Annotated in this window: 18 protein-coding genes and 1 pseudogene; 1 reads left to right on the plus strand and 18 read right to left on the minus strand. The window is 67.5% G+C overall.

The window, feature by feature from the left end; all coding sequences use genetic code 11:
• Positions 1–5: 5 nt before the first annotated feature.
• The 4 genes from PV781_RS08295 to PV781_RS08310 all read right to left on the minus strand — a co-directional run bounded on the left by PV781_RS08295 (position 6) and on the right by PV781_RS08310 (position 4017).
• On the minus strand, positions 6–1541 hold the full coding sequence (locus tag PV781_RS08295; RefSeq protein ID WP_274775158.1) for an esterase-like activity of phytase family protein: 1536 nt from the start codon (positions 1539–1541) through the stop codon (positions 6–8).
• Between the two features lie 93 nt (positions 1542–1634).
• Positions 1635–2330, minus strand: coding sequence for a sulfate transporter family protein (locus PV781_RS08300; RefSeq protein WP_274775159.1), 696 nt, complete (start codon positions 2328–2330; stop codon positions 1635–1637).
• A 139-nt stretch (positions 2331–2469) separates the two neighbouring features.
• Entirely contained in the window at positions 2470–3018 is a 549-nt protein-coding gene (locus PV781_RS08305; RefSeq protein WP_274775160.1) for an NADPH-dependent FMN reductase, read from the minus strand.
• 162 nt (positions 3019–3180) lie between these two features.
• A complete protein-coding gene (locus PV781_RS08310; RefSeq protein ID WP_274775161.1) occupies positions 3181–4017 on the minus strand; it encodes a universal stress protein in 837 nt (278 codons plus the stop codon).
• A gap of 585 nt (positions 4018–4602) precedes the next feature.
• On the opposite strand from PV781_RS08310, the gene PV781_RS08315 reads away from it, so the two are divergent.
• Complete coding sequence (locus tag PV781_RS08315) at positions 4603–5238, plus strand: MarC family protein (protein WP_274775162.1); 636 nt, start codon at positions 4603–4605, stop codon at positions 5236–5238.
• 36 nt (positions 5239–5274) lie between these two features.
• Here the strand turns inward: PV781_RS08315 and PV781_RS08320 are convergent, their stop codons facing one another.
• The 14 genes and pseudogenes from PV781_RS08320 to PV781_RS08385 all read right to left on the minus strand — a co-directional run.
• A complete protein-coding gene (locus tag PV781_RS08320; protein ID WP_274775163.1) occupies positions 5275–5949 on the minus strand; it encodes a sulfite oxidase-like oxidoreductase in 675 nt (224 codons plus the stop codon).
• Between the two features lie 21 nt (positions 5950–5970).
• On the minus strand, positions 5971–6978 hold the full coding sequence (locus PV781_RS08325) for an LLM class flavin-dependent oxidoreductase (protein ID WP_274775164.1): 1008 nt from the start codon (positions 6976–6978) through the stop codon (positions 5971–5973).
• 184 nt (positions 6979–7162) lie between these two features.
• Positions 7163–7447, minus strand: a complete 285-nt coding sequence (locus PV781_RS08330; protein ID WP_209103359.1) for a ferredoxin family protein — start codon at positions 7445–7447, stop codon at positions 7163–7165.
• A gap of 39 nt (positions 7448–7486) precedes the next feature.
• Positions 7487–8794 (minus strand): FAD-dependent oxidoreductase, encoded by a 1308-nt coding sequence (locus PV781_RS08335; protein WP_274775165.1) that lies wholly within the window; start codon positions 8792–8794, stop codon positions 7487–7489.
• Positions 8795–8805: 11 nt separating this feature from the next.
• Positions 8806–9918, minus strand: coding sequence for an electron transfer flavoprotein subunit alpha/FixB family protein (locus tag PV781_RS08340; protein ID WP_274775166.1), 1113 nt, complete (start codon positions 9916–9918; stop codon positions 8806–8808).
• Between the two features lie 14 nt (positions 9919–9932).
• Positions 9933–10787, minus strand: coding sequence for an electron transfer flavoprotein subunit beta/FixA family protein (locus tag PV781_RS08345; protein ID WP_274775167.1), 855 nt, complete (start codon positions 10785–10787; stop codon positions 9933–9935).
• Between the two features lie 149 nt (positions 10788–10936).
• Entirely contained in the window at positions 10937–11308 is a 372-nt protein-coding gene (gene nifW / locus PV781_RS08350; RefSeq protein ID WP_274775168.1) for a nitrogenase stabilizing/protective protein NifW, read from the minus strand.
• Between the two features lie 42 nt (positions 11309–11350).
• Entirely contained in the window at positions 11351–12076 is a 726-nt protein-coding gene (cysE, locus tag PV781_RS08355) for a serine O-acetyltransferase (RefSeq protein ID WP_274775184.1), read from the minus strand.
• 56 nt (positions 12077–12132) lie between these two features.
• Positions 12133–13326, minus strand: a complete 1194-nt coding sequence (nifV, locus tag PV781_RS08360; protein ID WP_274775169.1) for a homocitrate synthase — start codon at positions 13324–13326, stop codon at positions 12133–12135.
• Positions 13327–13392: 66 nt separating this feature from the next.
• Positions 13393–14595 carry a cysteine desulfurase NifS gene (nifS, locus tag PV781_RS08365; RefSeq protein ID WP_274775185.1) on the minus strand — a complete coding sequence of 401 codons (1203 nt, stop codon included), beginning with the start codon at positions 14593–14595 and terminating at the stop codon, positions 13393–13395.
• A gap of 13 nt (positions 14596–14608) precedes the next feature.
• On the minus strand, positions 14609–15634 hold the full coding sequence (nifU, locus tag PV781_RS08370) for a Fe-S cluster assembly protein NifU (protein WP_274775170.1): 1026 nt from the start codon (positions 15632–15634) through the stop codon (positions 14609–14611).
• 12 nt (positions 15635–15646) lie between these two features.
• A complete protein-coding gene (locus PV781_RS08375; RefSeq protein WP_274775171.1) occupies positions 15647–15967 on the minus strand; it encodes a HesB/IscA family protein in 321 nt (106 codons plus the stop codon).
• A gap of 361 nt (positions 15968–16328) precedes the next feature.
• Positions 16329–17171, minus strand: coding sequence for a ModD protein (gene modD, locus PV781_RS08380; protein ID WP_274775172.1), 843 nt, complete (start codon positions 17169–17171; stop codon positions 16329–16331).
• Between the two features lie 71 nt (positions 17172–17242).
• Positions 17243–17488 (minus strand): annotated as a pseudogene (locus PV781_RS08385) (xanthine dehydrogenase); the annotation flags it as partial.

Below are 17488 nucleotides of genomic sequence, written 5' to 3' on the forward strand. Positions count from 1 at the left end.
CCACCTTACGGGTTCAGCTTCACCCCCGGCAGGCGCAGGCGATAGGCGAGCACCGTGGTGGCGTTGTCGATCTTGTCCGCATAGGGCTTGCCCTGCATCACGCCGTGACGGGTGAGGAAGTCGTTATCGTTGCCCACAAACAGGAAGAAGGTGTCGGGCGCCTGCTGGTCCAACGCCGGCACCAGCGCCATGGCTTCCCACTTCTCCGACAGGGTGTTCTCGTCCGGCGTCTCATTGCGGATGTTGAGGCCGAATTTACCCAGATCATCGGGATTGAGCAGGTTCACCAGCACGCTGGCCGTGGCGGGGCGGATGGAAGGGTCGAGCACGTTGCGCCCGTCCTGCGCCGGGGCGATGGGACGGGTGGTGGTCTCATAGTCGGTGCCGGCGAGGTTGGTGGCGCCGCTCACATCCACCAGCAGCACCACCTTGAACACTTCCGGCCCCGGCTTGGAGCCGAGCCCGTTGCCGTCGCGGGAGAGGATCAGGAACCGATGGTCATCGAGCGCCACCATTTCCGACTGGGCGGCGGTGCGGTCGATCTTGCCGTCGCCCTTGGAGGCAAAGACCGGCAAGGTGAGGGCATAGACCGCCACCGGCGCCTTTGGCGTCGGGTCGGTCGAGATGTCGTAAACGAGAATGCGGGTATTGGCCCGGTTGGTCTGGTCCTTGGAGGCGGAGGAATCCTGCACCGTGGCGCTCTGGAGCACGGCCACCAGCTTGCGGCCATCCGGCGTCACCGCCAGCGCCTCCAGGCCCTGATTGTTGCGCCGGCCGGTGTCGGGCGCCTTGGTGGAATTGAAGTTGATCACGCCGCCGGTCATGGGCACCAGCGCCGGGCCGGGATCGATGGCGCCGGTCATCCGCCCGTCGGAACCGAACAGATAGATGCCCGGCCCGTATTCGTCGCTCACATAGAAGCTGCCATCGGCCCGCATGGCCACGGCTTCCGCGTCCAGCGTGACCTTCCCCGCCCCCAGCGCGCCCGCCTTGGGCGCGGGCAAGGTGTGGCCGGCCTGGACGATGGTGCCATCGGCCGGGTCTGCCCCGGTGGTGGGCCGGCCCTCGAAATCCTTCAGCGCGATGCCCGCGCCCGTGGGCGTCAGGGTAAAGGCGCGGCCGGGCACGAAGGCGAGGTCGTAGGCAATGAGCCGGTTGGCATAATCGGCATATTCGCCCTCGTCCGGCGAATTGCGGCCCCGGTCCGGCAGCGAATAAAGGATCGCGCGATAGGTGTCGCCCTCCTTGCGCCAGGTGCCCGGCGCGATCGCCATGCCGGACATGGAGCCGAGCGTATCGCCCATGAAGTCCAAGGCATCGGCGGGCACGCGGGCCACCCCCACGAGCCCCAGATTCTGCAACGCCTGCCCCTCCGACATCACTGGCGGATCGCCCGCGCCCTTTGCGATGAGGGGGGTGGGCACCTCGATCCGGGACGGCTGGATCTGGGACGCCTGCTGGGCCCACGCCGAGCCGGCGGACAGCACGTAAAGAGCGGTGCCGGTGGCGACCAGCATCCGGCGCAGGGGTGAGAGGGTCATGATCGTCCCGCAGCTCCATGGCCGCGCGCCAAGCGCAGGCTTAGCCACTTTACACGCAAACAACGATGATGATGTGAAAGTGGGTCGCTGCGTTCAGCGCAGCCGCGCCGCTCCCGCGGGCGCGCGCATCAGCGTCGGTGAGAGGCGCTTGTGCAGGTGCACCATGAAGGCGGTGCCGAAGACCGGCGTGACCAGGTTGAGAATGGGCACCATGAGGAGCGGCGCCATGAGCAGGCCGGCCACGAAGACCTTGGTGGCATTGGCCTGCCGCAGCGCCCGCGCCTCCTCCGGCGAGGCATAGCGCATGGCAGCCAGCTCGAAATATTCCCGGCTCAGCAGATAGGCGTTGGCCACGAAGAAGGCGATGATGTTCACCCCCGGCACCAGCAGCAGCAGCAAGGCGGCGAGGTTCACCGCCAGCACGAGGCCGAAGAAGCGCAGCGAATAGAAAACCGAGCGCGCCACGGGCTGGGGCGTGCCCACCGGCTCGCCGGGATAGCTGGTTTTCTCAACCGCCTCGGCCACGTCGTCGAGGAAGAGGCCGGCCACCACGGCGGACACGGCCGGCACCATATAGAGCGCGCCCACCACGCTGCCGACGCCCACCAGGATGGCGATGGTGGTTTCAAGCCACGGATAAGGCAGCACCACCATCTGCTCCAGGAGCAGGTTGAGGCCGATGGCCAGCACCGCCACCAGCCCCAGCGCCAGAAGCACCGACTTGACCAGGACGCCACGCAGCAGCGGCGAGAAGACTTGCCCGAAGGCGGTCAGGGCATCGGAAAGCATGGGACCACTGTCACTCCGGGCAGGTCCGCCGCGTGGCGGGGCGGCATGACAGATGGGAATGCCGCCCCGCCACCTCAAGGGCGAAGGAAAGGTCAAGCATCAGCGGCCACGGCGGACAGGTGCCCGCACGCCCGATGGCTCAGGCCCGCACCCGCTCCACATAGGCCTTGAAGGCCTTGAGCTGACTGGCGATGAAGTCGCGGGTGCCCTCGTCGGTGAGGGTGCCGCTCTCGTCGATCTTCTTCTGCGCCTGGCCGACCATCACCTCGGGCACGTTCATCACGAACGCATCCAGGAAGACCATGATCTGGCGCAGGTGATACTGCGCCCGCGCCCCGCCGAGCACGCCCATGGAGGCGGACTGGATGAGCACCGGCTTGCCCTTCAGCGGGGCATCGGGAAGGCGGGAGACCCAGTCGATGGCGTTCTTCAGGCCGCCGGGCACGGAATAGTTATATTCCGGCGTCACGATGATGACGCCGTCCGCCCCCTTCAAGGTGGCGCCGAGGCCGGTGACTTCCGCCGGAAAGCCCTGGGCCTGGATGTCGGCATCATAGATGGGCAGCTCGGCGACGGAGGGCAGGAGCTCCACCGTGACGCCTTCGGGCGCCAGCCCCTGGAGCGCGCGTGCGATGGCGGCATTGTAGGACCCCTTGCGGACACTGCCCACCCAGACGACCCATTTCATGGCTTTGCTCCTTCTCGCCGTTTCCGCGGTCACGAGGCCCCGCCCCGCGCGCCGCGTTCGAACCATAACGGGCAAAGCTCGCGCTTGGTTTCAAAATCGACCGGAAATGAAGACGGGCCGGCCCTCGAAGGCGCCGGCCCGTCCACTGAAAATCGATGCGCCTCAGTGCGAGAAGAACAAGGGCAGCTTGCTGTCCTTCAGCAGCGCCTGGGTCACGCCGCCCAGGAGCCATTCGCGCAGCAGCGAATGGTTGAAGGCGCCGAGCACCATGAGGTCTGCTCGGAACAGCGACGCCTCGGCCTGCAATTGGGTCGCCACATCGCCGTCCGTGGGCACCGCATTGACCGAGACATTGACGCCATGGCGCGCCAGATGCGGGGCAAGCTCTGCGCCCGGCACTGCATTCTTCAGCGCCTTCTGCGGCGCGATGGAGAGGATCTCCACCGCCTCGGCGGCGCGCAGCAGCGGCAGGGCATCGTTGACCGCGCGCACGGCCGGCGTGCTGCCGTCCCAGGCGATGACGATGCGCTTGGCCGAGAAGGTGTCACAGCCCACCGGCACCACGATGAGCGGACGGCCGCTGTCGAACAGCACCTGCTCGATCAGGCCGCGGTCGATGTCGATGGTGGCCTCTTCCGCGTCGATGATGGCGAGGTCATGGACCCGCGCCTGCCGGACGAAGGCGGCCAGCAGGTCCGGATAGGACAATTGCGGGGATTCCACCGTGCATCCGACGCCGGCCGCCACGGCTTCGCCCCGCGCCCGCTCGGCCACCGCCTCCGCCAAGGTGCCGATGCGCCGGTTTTCGGCGTTGATCAGCGAGGCGGCCATGTTGCTGACCATGGCATGGGTCAACACCATCTTGATGGCCGCCGCCTGCACGGTGATGTGCGCCTGGGCCTGCGAGGCCAGCGACATGCCATATGCGAGCGCCGAGGAGGGCTCCTCGCGGCCTTCTTCCGTCAACCCGACAAGCACGCTCTTGATGTTCTGGATCACCGTTCGATCCTCCCTTGGAGCACGCGCCCCACCTGTTGCCATGCGGTCCGGCGGCCGCGCTCACGCCTCTTGCGGCTCCAGCGGCAGGGCCTGCCCTGCCCGCCTCGAACCGTCTCGACTTTTGTCGCATACGGCGCCCGCTTCACCTTGAGGCAGGTCAAGGAGGGCAGGAAAGCGCACGCAGCGCGAAGATGAAGCGATAACTTCCCTTACGTCACATCAAGCACAATGGACGAGACCCGCCTGCGGTTCCGCCCCAAGTCGCCCCGCGCCGGCCCCGGGACCAGGGCCGCAGAAAAAGAGAATAGGCAAGAAAATACACCCGCAAGGCGAGCCGACCAACCCCCGCTGGCAATTTCTCGTCGGTTGCGTCCGCGACAGGCAGCCGGCACCATGGCGACGGGATGGATTGGCGGCCGAGGGGCACGCAATCCGGGCACGCAATTCGGGCATCGTCGCCGCGGCCAGGGGTGGCCGCCGGCACTGGCGCAACCGGGGGACCCCACCTCGAACGGGCGAGGCCCGGACGCGGCTGTCCCGGAGCGGCGCGATGCAAGGCTCGACGCAGGCGGGGGATGGGACGGGATGTCGGATGATCTCAATCTGCTGGTAACGCAGTTCGTGACGCTTTGGGCGGTGCTGGAGCCCATCAGCCATCTATCCATCTTCATGGCCGTCACGTCGGAATTGTCGGACAAGGGGCGGCGGCGGGCCGCGGTGCTGGCCACCTTCTTCGCCTTCCTCATCCTGGTCTTCTTCATCGTCGTGGGACAGGCGCTGCTGGAGGCCATGGGCATCTCCATCCTGTCCTTCCAGGTGGCCGGCGGGCTGATCCTGTTCGTCTATGCCATGACCATGATCTTCACCGAGATGGGCAAGCCCCAAGCGCTGGAGATCGACGAGGACAAGCATTTGGCCGCCATGGCGGTCTATCCGCTGGCGACGCCGGTCATTGCCGGGCCGGGCGCCATTCTCTCGGTGATGATCCTGGCCAATAACAGCCGGCATTCCATCCATGACCAGGTCATCACCATCGCCGTGGTGGCCGCCCTCATGGTCATCATGCTGGTGCTGTTCTTCCTGGCCAAATACCTGCTGATGGTGATCCGCCAGTCCGGCGCCAACCTGATCCGGCGCATCATGGGCATCATCCTGGCGGCGCTGGCGGTGGACATTGTCCTCACCTCGCTCGCCAAGTGGCTGAACCTGCCGCCCATCTGAAGACGACCGCGCCCGGCACCACCGGGCGCGGGAGCCTTATTCGGAATAGCGCTGCTCGGTCCAGGGATCGCCGCGCTCGTGATAGCCGCGCTCCTCCCAGAAGCCGAGCTTGTCGGCGGGCAGGAATTCGATGCGCTTCAGCCACTTGGCGCTCTTCCAGAAATAGAGGTGCGGCACCACGAGGCGCACCGGGCCGCCATGGGCGCGGGTGAGCGGCTCGCCTTCCCAGCTATGGACGAGCATGGCATCGGACGCTGCGAAGTCTTCCAGCGGCAAGTTGGTGGTGTAGCCGTCATAGGAAGAGAGCAGCACGAAATGGGCCTCGGGGCGCGGGCGCACCAGGTCCATCAGGTCGCGCGTGCGCACCCCTTCCCAGCGATTGTCGTAACGCGACCAGGTTGTGACGCAGTGGATGTCGGTGACTTCGGTGGACTGGGGCGCGGCCTTGAAGGCGTCGAGGTCCCAGTGGATGGGGCTCTCCACCAGCCCGTCCACGTCGAGGCGCCAGCGATTGGGCGGCAGCATGGGCTGGAGGCCGAGGTCCAGCACCGGCCAGTCCTTCACCAGATGCTGGCCCGGCGGCAGGCGGTCGGAGTCGGGGCGCGCCACGCGACCGGTGAGGAACTTGCCCTCCTCGGCCCAGCGCTCCTTGGTGCGGGTCAGCTTCGTGGGGAGGGCCGATGGGGCGCTCCCCTCTGTCTCATCGCTCATCTGCCCCTCCTTCGCATGCGATTAGGCGGGCACGGGCGCTCCGGCTAAATCCGCATGGACCTCGGCGAGGATCTCATAGGATCGCTTGCGTGCCGAGGGGTCGAACATCGCGGAGGCCACCATCAGCTCATCCGCCGCCGTGCGTTCAAGAAAAGCCGCCAATTGCGCGCGCACCGTCTCCCGCGAGCCGACGAAGGAACAGGCCAGCATGGACGAGGCCTGCACCTTCTCCATGGGGCTCCAATAGGTGTCGATGTCGTCGATGGGCGGCGGCAGCAGGCCGCGCGTGCCCCGGAACATGTTGGTGAAGGCCTGCTGGGCGGAGGTGAAGAGGCGGCGGGCTTCTGCATCGGTATCGGCGGCGATCACGTTGCAGCCCACCATGGCATAGGGCCGGTCCAACTGGGCGGAGGGCTCGAACCGCTCGCGATAGACGGAGAGCGCCTGCATCAGGGCGTCCGGGGCGAAATGGGAAGCAAAGGCATAAGGCAAGCCGAGCATGCCGGCGAGCTGCGCGCCGAACAGGCTGGAGCCCAGGATCCAGAGCGGCACATGGGTGCCCATCCCCGGCACGGCGCGGATCTTCTGGCCCTCCTGCACGTCGCCGAGCAGAGCCTGCAATTCCAGCACGTCCTGGGGGAAGGTGTCGGAGGCGGCGGGATCGCGTCGCAGCGCCCGCAAGGTGCGCTGGTCGGTGCCCGGTGCGCGGCCAAGGCCGAGATCGATGCGGCCGGGGAAGAGGGTGGCGAGCGTGCCGAACTGCTCGGCGATCACCAGCGGCGAATGGTTCGGCAGCATGATGCCGCCCGCGCCCACGCGGATGGTGCTCGTGCCGGCCGCCACATGGCCGATCACGACAGAGGTCGCCGCCGAGGCGATGCCCACCATGTTGTGATGCTCGGCCAGCCAGAAGCGCTTATAGCCGAGCGCCTCCACGTGTCGGGCAAGGTCGCGCGAATTGCGCAGGGCGTCGGCCGGCGTGCCGCCTTGGGGCACATGGGCGAGGTCGAGGACGGAAAAGGGGGGCATCGGTTCACTCTCCTGCGCCATCGCCGGCAGCTTGCGCCCCCGCCGGCCCGCAAGAGATTGGGTCTTCCCGGCCCTCCCGCAAGGGCGCGATTGAAAGCGGCCCGTCCGGCGCACCGGACAGGCCGCCCTCCCCCACCCTTTCCGTCCAGCGGCCAGCCGCCGCCGGGGAAATACGAAGAGGCGCTCAGCCGAACTTGAACAGCACCCCGAACCCGCCGCGCGGATAATTCCACTCGATCTCGCCGGAGGGCTCGCACAGCACCCGGCAGGTGCCGCATTCGAAGCAGCCGTCGGGCACCACTTCCACCTGGCCGGAATCGGTGGTGGCATAGCAGCCTGCCGGGCACAGGCGCGTCATGGCGAGCAGGTTCGCCGAGGGCGTCTCATGGGGCAGGATCTTGATGTGGGGGCGGCCCACATCCACGAGATACCGGTTCTGGAACAGCTTTTCCTCAACCCGTGCGGTCATGGCGACCTCCTGTGGCGGGACGTGATGGAATGGGAGTGATCAGCGCCAGGCGCGGGCGAGCCGGAAGGCATCGCCGATGAGGCCCGGCCAGGACCGGCGCTTGACGAAGGAGCGGACGGTGGCCTTCTCCTTCTCCACCTTGGGCGTGCCGTCCACCCGCAGGAAATTCTGCGCGGCCTTCGACATGAGCTCGGGATAGGTGAGGAAGAAATTGCGCGACTGGGTGTGCAGCAGCGCCGGCATGTCCTTGTATTTCTTCAGGTCCTTCATGACGAAGGATTCCTCGACCATCTTCTTGTAGAGGGCGAGGTTGGCCTTGTTGAGCGGCTCCTTGCGGCTCTTCAGGTGGAAGATGGCCTCGGCCGCCAGCCGACCCGTGGTCATGGCGAGGTTGGAGCCCTCGCGGTGGATGGCATTGTTGAACTGGGCGGCATCGCCCACCACCAGCCAGCCATCGCCGTACAGCTGCGGGATCGCCTTGTAGCCACCCTCGGGGATGAGATGGGCGGCATATTCCTTCACTTCCGCGTCCGCCAGCAGCGGGGCGATGGAGGGATGGGACTTGAAGGCTTCGAGCAGCCCATAGGGCGTCTCCTGCCCGTCGCGGAAATCGGAGACGAGGCAGCCGAGGCCCACCGATAGGCATTCCTTGTTGGTGTAGAGGAAGGCCATGCCCGTCATGCCCTTGGAGATGGTGCCGGCGGCCTCGATGACCACGCCCTCATTCTCCTTCAGGTTGAAGCGGGCGCCGATGGCCTCCGCCGACATGAAGTGCATTTCCTTCACGGCGAGCGCCACATGCTCGGGCTTTGGCACCGGGCGCAGACCGGCGCGGGAGCCCAGCAGGCCGTTCACCCCTTCCGCCAGCACCACCACGTCGCCATGGACGATGCCGCCGGCCCGGTCGGTGCGCACGCCGATGACCTTGCCATAGGCGTCGTGGATGAGTTCCGTGGCGGTGGTCTCGCACAGCACGGTGACGCCGGCCTCCTTCACCTTGGAGGAGAACCACTTGTCGAACTGGGCGCGGATGATGGTGTAGCGGTTGGGCTTGTCCTCGTTGAAGTCGTCGGAGCGGTAGTGCATGCCGACGTGCGAGGTGTCGTCCATCATCCAGAAGCGCTGCTCCACGATGTGGCGCTCCAGGGGGGCGTCCTCGCGGAAGTCGGGGACGAGCTTCTCCAGCATGTCCGCATAGAGGATGGCGCCCTGCACATTCTTGGAGCCGGAATATTCGCCGCGCTCCAGTTGCAGCACCTTCAGGCCGCGCTGGGCCAGAGTGAGCGCGCAGGCATTGCCGGACATGCCGGCCCCGACGACAATGGCGTCGAACTTCTCATCGATCATGATGGGCCTCCTCAGCCGGCCAGCCGGTCACGGGAATGGGGGGAAAGCCGCCGGCGGAAAGCCTCGGTGAGGGCCGGCAGCAGGCGGATGGCGTCGGTGACGATGCCCACATGGGCAAAGTCGAAGATGGGCGCGTTGGGATCGGTGTTGATGGCGACGATCATGTCCGCCCCCTCCACGCCCACGCGATGCTGGATGGCGCCGGAAATACCGGCGGCGATATAGAGCTTGGGCCGGATGGTCTTGCCGGTCTGGCCGATCTGGCGGTCGGAGGTGATCCAGCCCTTCTGGACCAGGGGCCGCGAGCCGCCGAACTCGGCGCCCAGCACGGCGGCCAGGTTCCGCACCAGTTGGAAATTCTCCGCCGATTGCAGCCCGAGCCCGCCGGCCACCACCACGTCGGCATAAGCAAGATTCGCCTTGTTGGCGTCGCGGTCCGGCACGAAGGACAGGATCTTGGTGACGATGTCCTCTTCCGCCATGTCGAGCTTGTGTTCGACGATGCGGCCGACCGGCGCTTCCACCCGCTCGGGCATGGACATGACGCGCGGACGGATGGTGGCCATTTGCGGCCGGTAGTTCAGCGTATAGATGGTGCACAAAAGCGAGCCGCCGAAGGTGGGGCGGGTGGCGCCCAGCGACTTGTCGGCGTCCACGTCCAGTTCCGTGCAGTCGGCGGTCAGGCCGGTGAGCAGCGTGGTGGCCACCGAGCCGGCGAGATCGCGGCCCAGCGTGGTGGCGCCCAGCAGCAGAATTTCCGGCTTGTGGGTGTTGACGATGTCGGTGAGCGCCTTGGTGTAGGGCTCGTTGCGATAATGGGCGAGGATGGGATCCTCGCACAGATAGACGAGGTCCGCCCCATAGCAGAAGGCCTCGGCGGCGGCTTCCTTGGTGCCGCCATCGGGCGCGCCCACCACCACGCCGGCCAGTTCGCAGCCCAGCTTGTCGGCGAGCTTGCGGCCCTCGCCCATCAATTCCCAGGAGACGGGGTGCACCTGCCCCCGCTCCAGCTCCACGAACACCCACACATGCTTGTAGGCCTTGAAGTGCTCGGGCAGTTCCTTCTTCATCCCGGCGCGTCCGCCGGCGGCGGGTTTGGCGGCAGGTTTTGCGGGCGTGGTCATGGGGCGTCTCCTGCTCAGAAGCCGGCGGAGAGGCGGGCCATGTCCGCCTCAAGGGTGGGGGTGCGGGCGAACATGGCGTCGATGAGCGCATCGGCGGCGGCGCCGGCATCCTTGCCGGCAAGCTCCACCAGTTCCGCCTTCTCGGCGCGGGCGCCGGGGGCGAAGACGCGCTTGACCACCGTGGGCGAACCGCGCAGGCCGCATTTGGCCATGTCCTCGATGCCCGCTTCCGCCGCGTTCCAGGTGACAATCTCGGCGCGGGCGGCGCGCAAGGCATCTTCCATGGAGCCGCGGCGCATCTCGTTGGTGGCTTCCAGCATGGTGATGAGGCACGGCAGGCGGGTTTTCAGCACCTGCACCCCGCCCTCGGCGCGCCGCTCGATGGTGATGGAGCGGCCGTCGAGGTCCAGCTCCGCGATCTTGGCCACATAGGTCAGCTGCAGCAGGTTCAGCCGCTTGGCGATGCCGGGACCCACCTGGGCGGTGTCGCCGTCAATGGTCTGCTTGCCGGTGAAGACCACGTCCGGCGGGCCGAAGGTCTCGCCGATCTTCGCGATGGCGCTGGCCAGCGCGAACGAGGTGGCCAGCGTGTCCGAGCCGGCGAAGAAGCGGTCGGTGAGCAGCACCGCCCGGTCGGCGCCGAAGGTCAGCGCCTTGCGCAAGGAGTCGGAGGCCATGGGCGGGCCCATGGTGAGCACCGTCACCTCGCCCCCGAACTTGTCGCGCAGGCGGAGGGCTTCCTCCAGCGCGAACAGATCGTAGGGGTTGATGATGGTCGGCACCCCCTGCCGCATGATCGTGTTGGTGACGGGATGGACCCGGATCTGGCCGGAGTCCGGAACCTGCTTGATGCAGACCACGATGTGCATGGCGGCAACCTCGCTTTAAAAGCCTCTGCCCTCCTCTCGCATCACCCGTGCCAAATCCTCTGGAAGAAAATAATTTTGTATTTTCAATGCCTTGAAGAAATGTACGAGAGGAGGGCAGGCGCAACCTGTCGGCTTTGCGACAGGCGGCGTCAGGAGCGCTCCACGCCCTGGAACAAGGCGGTGAGCGGAACGAACGCGCCCTTGGGCGCGGGGCGGGTGGGGTCGCGGTCCTTCAGCACCTTGAACACACGCTGCTCCAGCGGCGAGGAGGTGAGGAAGTCCCGATAGGCGCGCTCCAGCGTGTCGGCGCAGGCGGCGCGGATGGCCTCGTCGCTCATGCCGGCAAAGTCGGCGGAGGCCAGATGCTGGCCCATGCGCTTCAAGATGTGCAGGCGTGCCACGTTCACGACACGCTTGTCGTAGGGCACGTCGAGGACGGAGAAGAAATCCTCCGCCGACGACAAGTGGCGCAATTGGATGAGAACCGACGAAACGGGAGCGGACGTGTCGGAAGCGGACATTGGGACCTCCTCTTGTCGCCCTTGCGACGGGAATGGCTGGGTTCAGGCGGCGGGATCACCGGCGCAGGGATCGGCCTCGGGCCGGCCCCGGCGCTGGAGGTGGGCGAGCCGCGCCTCCAGGAATTCGATGCGGTCCAGCAGGGAGGCGATGGCCTCGCCCACCGGGTCGGGCATGAGATGGTGTTCAAGATCGATGCGGCCGTCGCCGAGCCGCCGACGCTCGGCCGTCGGCTTCACCGGGCGGCCGGGAATGCCCACCACGGTCATGCCGGGGGCCACATCCTCGATCACCACCGAATTGGCGCCCACCCGCGCCCCGGCTCCCACCGTGATGGGGCCGAGGATCTTCGCGCCCGCCCCCACCAGCACCCCGTCCTTCAAGGTCGGATGGCGCTTGCCGGGGCTCCAGGAGGTGCCGCCCAGGGTCACGCCGTGATAGAGCGTCACGTCGTCCCCCACTTCCGCCGTCTCGCCGATCACCACGCAGGCGCCGTGATCAATGAAGAAGCGCCGGCCGATGGTGGCGCCGGGATGGATGTCCGCATTGGTCAGAAAGCGCGCCAGCCAGGACAGGAAGCGGGCTGGAAACTTGAGCTTTCGCCGCCAGAGGCGATGGGCGATGCGGTGCCAGATGACCGCGTGCACGCCGGGATAGGTGAGCACGATCTCCAGCGTGTTGCGGGCGGCAGGATCGCGCCCCTTCACGCAGGCCACATCCTCGCGGACCAAGGCAAGAAGGCCGGGCACAGACGACGAGCTGGGGGACATGGGCGCGGCCAGGGGGATGGCGGGATGACGGCGGCGGGTGCCTCCCATGATCATGGTTAGGCCTCCTCGACGGCGATGCGGCGGCGGCGGAGCGCCTCCTGCGTGAAGCTGTCCTCGTAGAAGCGCCGCAGCACGTCCTGGGGCACCACCTGCTTGGTGCGGGTGGCGAAGTCGCGCACCCGCTTCAGGATGGCCTTGCCCCGCTCGGGGTCCACCTTCAGCCCTTCCAGCGCCAAAGCCCGCTCGATGGCGGCGAGGCCGGAATGCTTGCCCAGCACCACCGTGTGGTCGCGCCCCAGCATCTGCGGGTCGAGCGCCTCGTAGGTGCGCCGGTCCTTCAGAAGGCCGGAGACATGGATGCCGGATTCATGGGTGAACACATCCTCCCCCACCACCGCCTTGGCGCGGGGCACGGGACGGCCGGCGGCCTGCGAGACGAGGGTAGCGAGGCCCTTGAGCGCCAGGGGATCGATGCCGGTCTCGCTGCGGCCGGTCTGGCGCAGCGCGATGGCCACCTCTTCCAGCGCCGCATTGCCGGCCCGCTCGCCGAGGCCCAGCACGGTGACGCTCACATGGCTCGCCCCGCCCATCACCGCCGCCAGCGCATTGGCGGTGGCAAGGCCGAGATCGTCATGGCCGTGGAATTCGATGTCGAGGTCGCATGCCTGGGCGATGCGCCCCACCAGCGCGCAGGTGGAGAAGGGATCGAGCACGCCCAGCGTATCGGCGAGCCGCAGGCGAAAGGCGCCGGCTTCGGAGGCGATTCCGGCCACGGCCACCAGGAAGGCGGGATCGGCGCGGGAGGCATCCTCGCAGCCCACCGCCACCGCAAAGCCGAGCCGGCGGGCCAGATTTACCGTTTCGCCCACCTTGTCCAGCGCCCAGGCGCGGTCGCGGCCGAGCTTGCCGGCCAGCTGCCGGTCGGAGGTGGGAATGGAGAGGTTCACGCAGGTGACGCCCGCCGCCACCGCCGCCATCAGGTCTTCCTCGCCCATGCGGCACCACGCCATGACGCGCAGCGGCAGCTTCAGGGAGGCGATGGAGCGGATGGTCTCGATTTCCTCGTCGCCCATGGCCGGTGTGCCGGCCTCGATCTCCGGCACGCCGGCAGCGGCCAGCGCCTCGGCGATGTCGAGCTTCTCCTTGCGGGTGAAGGCGACGCCGGGGGCCTGCTCACCGTCCCTGAGCGTGGTGTCGTTCAGGAATACGGTGCGGGGCGCAGGCGGGGGAAAGGGCGGCTTGGCGAGCATGGATCACCTCCGGGCGCGGATGGGCACCAAGGGGACCGGAGCCGCAGGGGCGCGGCTCCGGCACGATCAGGCATAGACGGGCTTGAACTCCTGCGCCGGCGCGCCGGCCCCGTTCCAGAAAGGCGAGAGGGCGCGCAGCTTGTCGATGATGCCAGGCATCACCTCCAGCACATGGTCCACTTCCTCCGGGCTGTTGTCGCGGGAGAGGGAGAAGCGGATGGCACCATGGGCCGCCGTATAGGGGATCCTCATGGCCCGCAGCACATGGGAGGGCTCCAGCGAGCCCGAGGTGCAGGCCGAGCCCGAGGAGGCGGCGATGCCCTCCCGGTTCAGGAGCAGGAGGATGCCCTCCCCCTCGATGAACTCGAAGGCGATGTTGGCGGTGTTGGGCAGGCGGTTGTCCGCATCCCCGGTCACGAAACAATTGGGGATGCGCTGGAGCAGGCCCTTTTCCAGCCGGTCGCGCAGTGCCCGCACGCGGCCATTCTCCTCGGCCATGTGCTCGGCGGCGAGCGCCGCGGCAACGCCGAGGCCCACGATGGAGGGCGTATTCTCGGTGCCCGCCCGCCGGCTGCGCTCCTGGTGCCCGCCCTTGATCTGCGGGCGGAAGCGCACGCCGCGCTTCACGTAGAGCGCGCCGATGCCCTTGGGGGCATGCAGCTTGTGGCCGGACAAGGAGAGCATGTCGATGGCGGTGGACTTCAGGTCCATGGGGATCTTGCCCACCGCCTGCACCGCGTCGGTATGGAACAGCGCGCCATGGGCTTTCGCCATCTGCGCCAGTTCCTCGACGGGGAAGAGCGTGCCCGTCTCGTTATTGGCCCACATGATGGAGACCACGGCGACCCGGTCGGAGAGCGCCTCCGCATAGGCGTCCATGTCGAGGCGGCCCTTTTCATCCACCGGGATGACATGGACCTTCACGCCCTTGTTCTTCTCCAGCCAGGAGCACAAGGAGAGGACGGCGGGATGCTCCACCGCGCTGGTGATGACCTCGCGGCGGCGGGGGCTCGCCTCCAGGGCGGAGAGGATGGCGGCATTGTCGCTCTCGGTGCCGCCGGAGGTGAAGATCACCTCATGGTCGAACTCGGCGCCGAGCAGGGCCTGGAGCTTGCCGCGCGCCGCCTTCACCGCCCCGCCCACCTGCGAGCCGAAGGCATGCATGGAGGAGGGATTGCCGAACTGCTCGGTGAAGAAGGGCAGCATGGCTTCGACCACGCGAGGATCGACGCGGGTGGTGGCGTTGTTGTCGAAATAGACCGGCTTCATCATCGCCTCCCGCTCACTTGACCGGCACGACGCGCAGCGGCATGCCCAGCTTCTCCATCAGGCGTTGCTGCACGCCGGATATGGTCACGGAGGCCATCTGGCAGCCGATGCAGGCGCCGGAGAGCTTCACGCTCACCGTGTTGCCGTCCACGTCCACCAGCTCGCAATCGCCGCCATCCTGCTGGAGATAGGGGCGCAATTCCTCGATGGCCTTGTCGATGAGCTTGATGCGCTGCACCTGGGTGAGCGGAGCCGGCGCGGAGGGCGGCGGCACCAGCGAGGCCAGCGGGCTCTGCTTGGGCGCGGTGGCCGAGAGCGGCACCTGAATGGGCTGGCCGGATGGCGCCGCCTTCTCCTTGGCGGGCTCCTTGTCCTTGCCGTTGCCGACGCGGGGCTTGCCCTTGAGGGCGCGCGGGTCCACCGAGCCGATGCGATAGGCGGCGGAGGCGGCGATGAGGCCCTCGGCCACCATGTCCGCATTCACGCGGGCGAGCACTTCCTCAATGGCCTCGAAGCAGGTGAGGCAACCGCCGCCGGCCTTGGTGTAGAAGGTCACCTGCTCGGGGGTGGTCAGCTTGTTGACCTTCACCGCCCGCTCGATGACGCCTTCGTCCACGCCGAAGCACTTGCAGACCAGCGCGCCTTCCTCGTGGTCGTCTTCCCAGGTCTCGCCTCGGAAGTTGGCCACCGCCGCCTGGAGGGCCTCATAGCCCATGACCGAGCAATGCATCTTCTCCGGCGGCAGGCCGCCGAGGAAGTCCGCAATGTCCTGGTTGGTCAGCGCCAGCGCCTCGTCCAGCGTCTTGCCGATGACGATCTCGGTGAGGGCGGAGGAAGAGGCGATGGCCGAGCCGCAGCCGAAGGTCTGGAAGCGGGCCTCGGTGATGACTTCCGTCTCCGGGTCCACCTTCAGCATGAGTTTCAGCGCGTCGCCGCAGGCGATGGCGCCCACTTCGCCCACCGCATTGGCGTCCGAAAGGAGGCCGGCATTCTTCGGGTTGAAGAAGTAGTCCTTGACCTTGTCCGTGTAATCCCACATGGCGCGCCCTCCTCAGCCGAAGGACTTGCCGCAGGCGCACTTGGACGCCGCGTTGGGATTTTCGAAGACGAAGCCGGAATTCTCCAGCGAGGTGACAAAATCCACCTTCATGCCGGAGACGAGGGGCTGGGAGCGGTCGTCGATGAACAGCTTCACGCCGCCCTGCTCGATCACCACGTCGCCGTCGCGGGGCGCATTCTCGAGCCCCATCATGTATTTGAAGCCGGCGCAGCCGCCCGCTTCCACCATGATGCGCAGGCCCTCGGCCCCGTTCGAGGTCTGTGCCATGGCGGTCTTCACCGCGTTAACCGCATTGTCGGTGAGAATGATCATGTCGGTGGTCCCCTCGAAACCGGAAGGATCTGAGGAGGATCACGCAAGCGCTGTGCCACAGTCTCAAGTCATTACAATGTAAAGACTATCCCTTGGACGACAGCTGTCGCAAACGCGACAAGACGAACACGGACATCCGACACGGCGGATTTGCGACAGGGGCGCATTCCTCTCGTTCCAAGGCATTCAGCGCCACAGGGCATGCTTTGCGCGACCGTCATGCCCGGGCTTGTCCCGGGCCTCCACGCCCACCCGCCGGGAGGAACAGGGCAAACGTGCTCCAGGCCGAACCCCGGAGATGGCCGGGACAAGCCCGGCCATGACGGCTGCTCTTTATCAGAGGGAGGAAGGTCGATCGGCCCTACAGCGCCTCGATCACCACCTTCACGTCGGCGGGCTTGGCCCAATAGGGCGCGGAGGTGACCAGCAGGCCGGCGCCCGCCCGCACATAGGCGGCGGCATTGGTGGCGTTCACGCCGCCGGCGGCGGCCACCAGCGTGTGGAGCCCCCGCCGCTTCACCTCGGCCACCACCTCGGCCAGACCTTCCGGCGTCATCTTCTCGCATTGGAGAATGTCGGGAGCGGCTTCCAGCACGAGGCCCGCGGTCTCCAGGTCCGCCACCTCCACCACCACCTTCTTCTCCGGCGCGGCGCGGCGCAGGGCGGAGAGCGCGGTCACGGGCTCGTCGAGAAAGACACGGTGCTCGGGGAAGACGAGAAGGGTTTCCGACAAACCCAGCCGATGGGCCTGCGCCCCGCCGGCACGGATGGCGGCCAGCATCAGCGCCTTGCTGCCGGGCAAGGTCTTGCGGGTGGTCACCACGGCCGCGTGGGGGTCCACCGCGCGGGCGGCCTCCACGATGGCAGCCGTGGCGGTGGCGATGCCGGAGAGATATTCCACCAGCGTCTGCGACACCTTCCAGGCCTTGTGCAACGCCCCGGCCGGCCCCTGGGCGGAGAGGAGGTGGGCGCCCGCCTCCACCCGGTCGCCGCTCGCCACATGGCAGCGCGCTTCAGCGCCCGCGCGGGTGATGAGGTCGGCGGCCAGCTCGATGCCGCACACCACCGCGTCCGCCCGCATGGAAAAGCGCATGCCGCCGGGGGCCTGGGAAATGCCGAGCAGGGTGGTCGTCAGGTCGCCGGACGGCACGTCCTCGGCCAGGAGCTGGTCCACAAGCGCGTCGGTCCACCATCTCTCGGCCACGGCGCAATCTCCCGGTTCGCCCTCGCAGTGAATGAACATGGCATCCATGGGAGAAAGATGACACTCGCCGCTCAATGGGACGAGGCGGCCGGCACCTGGCCGGCTTCCATGGCATGGACCAGGCGCACCGCATCCAGCGTCGCGGCCGCAATGGCGCGGGCGCGCGGGGCAAGGCCGGTCCAGCTGGGCGCCCCATCGAGGGAGGGGTCCATCTCGGCGATCTTCAGCCCTTCCGGCACATCGACGCCGCTGCGCACCAGGCCGCGCAGGCGGCCGGCGAGCGGGGCGGCGACCGGTGCGCCGCCGCAGGTGCCGAG

The sequence above is a fragment of the Aquabacter sediminis genome (genome assembly GCF_028863665.1).
GTDB lineage: Bacteria > Pseudomonadota > Alphaproteobacteria > Rhizobiales > Xanthobacteraceae > L1I39.

What these genes read in the sequence shown, in the direction of transcription:
- PV781_RS08295 (WP_274775158.1), bottom strand. Translation starts at nt 1,541, where the DNA reads ATGACCCTCTCACCCCTGCGCCGGATGCTGGTCGCCACCGGCACCGCT.
- PV781_RS08300 (WP_274775159.1), bottom strand. Translation starts at nt 2,330, where the DNA reads ATGCTTTCCGATGCCCTGACCGCCTTCGGGCAAGTCTTCTCGCCGCTG.
- PV781_RS08305 (WP_274775160.1), bottom strand. Translation starts at nt 3,018, where the DNA reads ATGAAATGGGTCGTCTGGGTGGGCAGTGTCCGCAAGGGGTCCTACAAT.
- PV781_RS08315 (WP_274775162.1), top strand. Translation starts at nt 4,603, where the DNA reads ATGTCGGATGATCTCAATCTGCTGGTAACGCAGTTCGTGACGCTTTGG.
- PV781_RS08320 (WP_274775163.1), bottom strand. Translation starts at nt 5,949, where the DNA reads ATGAGCGATGAGACAGAGGGGAGCGCCCCATCGGCCCTCCCCACGAAG.
- PV781_RS08325 (WP_274775164.1), bottom strand. Translation starts at nt 6,978, where the DNA reads ATGCCCCCCTTTTCCGTCCTCGACCTCGCCCATGTGCCCCAAGGCGGC.
- PV781_RS08330 (WP_209103359.1), bottom strand. Translation starts at nt 7,447, where the DNA reads ATGACCGCACGGGTTGAGGAAAAGCTGTTCCAGAACCGGTATCTCGTG.
- PV781_RS08335 (WP_274775165.1), bottom strand. Translation starts at nt 8,794, where the DNA reads ATGATCGATGAGAAGTTCGACGCCATTGTCGTCGGGGCCGGCATGTCC.
- PV781_RS08340 (WP_274775166.1), bottom strand. Translation starts at nt 9,918, where the DNA reads ATGACCACGCCCGCAAAACCTGCCGCCAAACCCGCCGCCGGCGGACGC.
- PV781_RS08345 (WP_274775167.1), bottom strand. Translation starts at nt 10,787, where the DNA reads ATGCACATCGTGGTCTGCATCAAGCAGGTTCCGGACTCCGGCCAGATC.
- nifW (WP_274775168.1), bottom strand. Translation starts at nt 11,308, where the DNA reads ATGTCCGCTTCCGACACGTCCGCTCCCGTTTCGTCGGTTCTCATCCAA.
- cysE (WP_274775184.1), bottom strand. Translation starts at nt 12,076, where the DNA reads ATGTCCCCCAGCTCGTCGTCTGTGCCCGGCCTTCTTGCCTTGGTCCGC.
- nifV (WP_274775169.1), bottom strand. Translation starts at nt 13,326, where the DNA reads ATGCTCGCCAAGCCGCCCTTTCCCCCGCCTGCGCCCCGCACCGTATTC.
- nifS (WP_274775185.1), bottom strand. Translation starts at nt 14,595, where the DNA reads ATGAAGCCGGTCTATTTCGACAACAACGCCACCACCCGCGTCGATCCT.
- nifU (WP_274775170.1), bottom strand. Translation starts at nt 15,634, where the DNA reads ATGTGGGATTACACGGACAAGGTCAAGGACTACTTCTTCAACCCGAAG.
- PV781_RS08375 (WP_274775171.1), bottom strand. Translation starts at nt 15,967, where the DNA reads ATGATCATTCTCACCGACAATGCGGTTAACGCGGTGAAGACCGCCATG.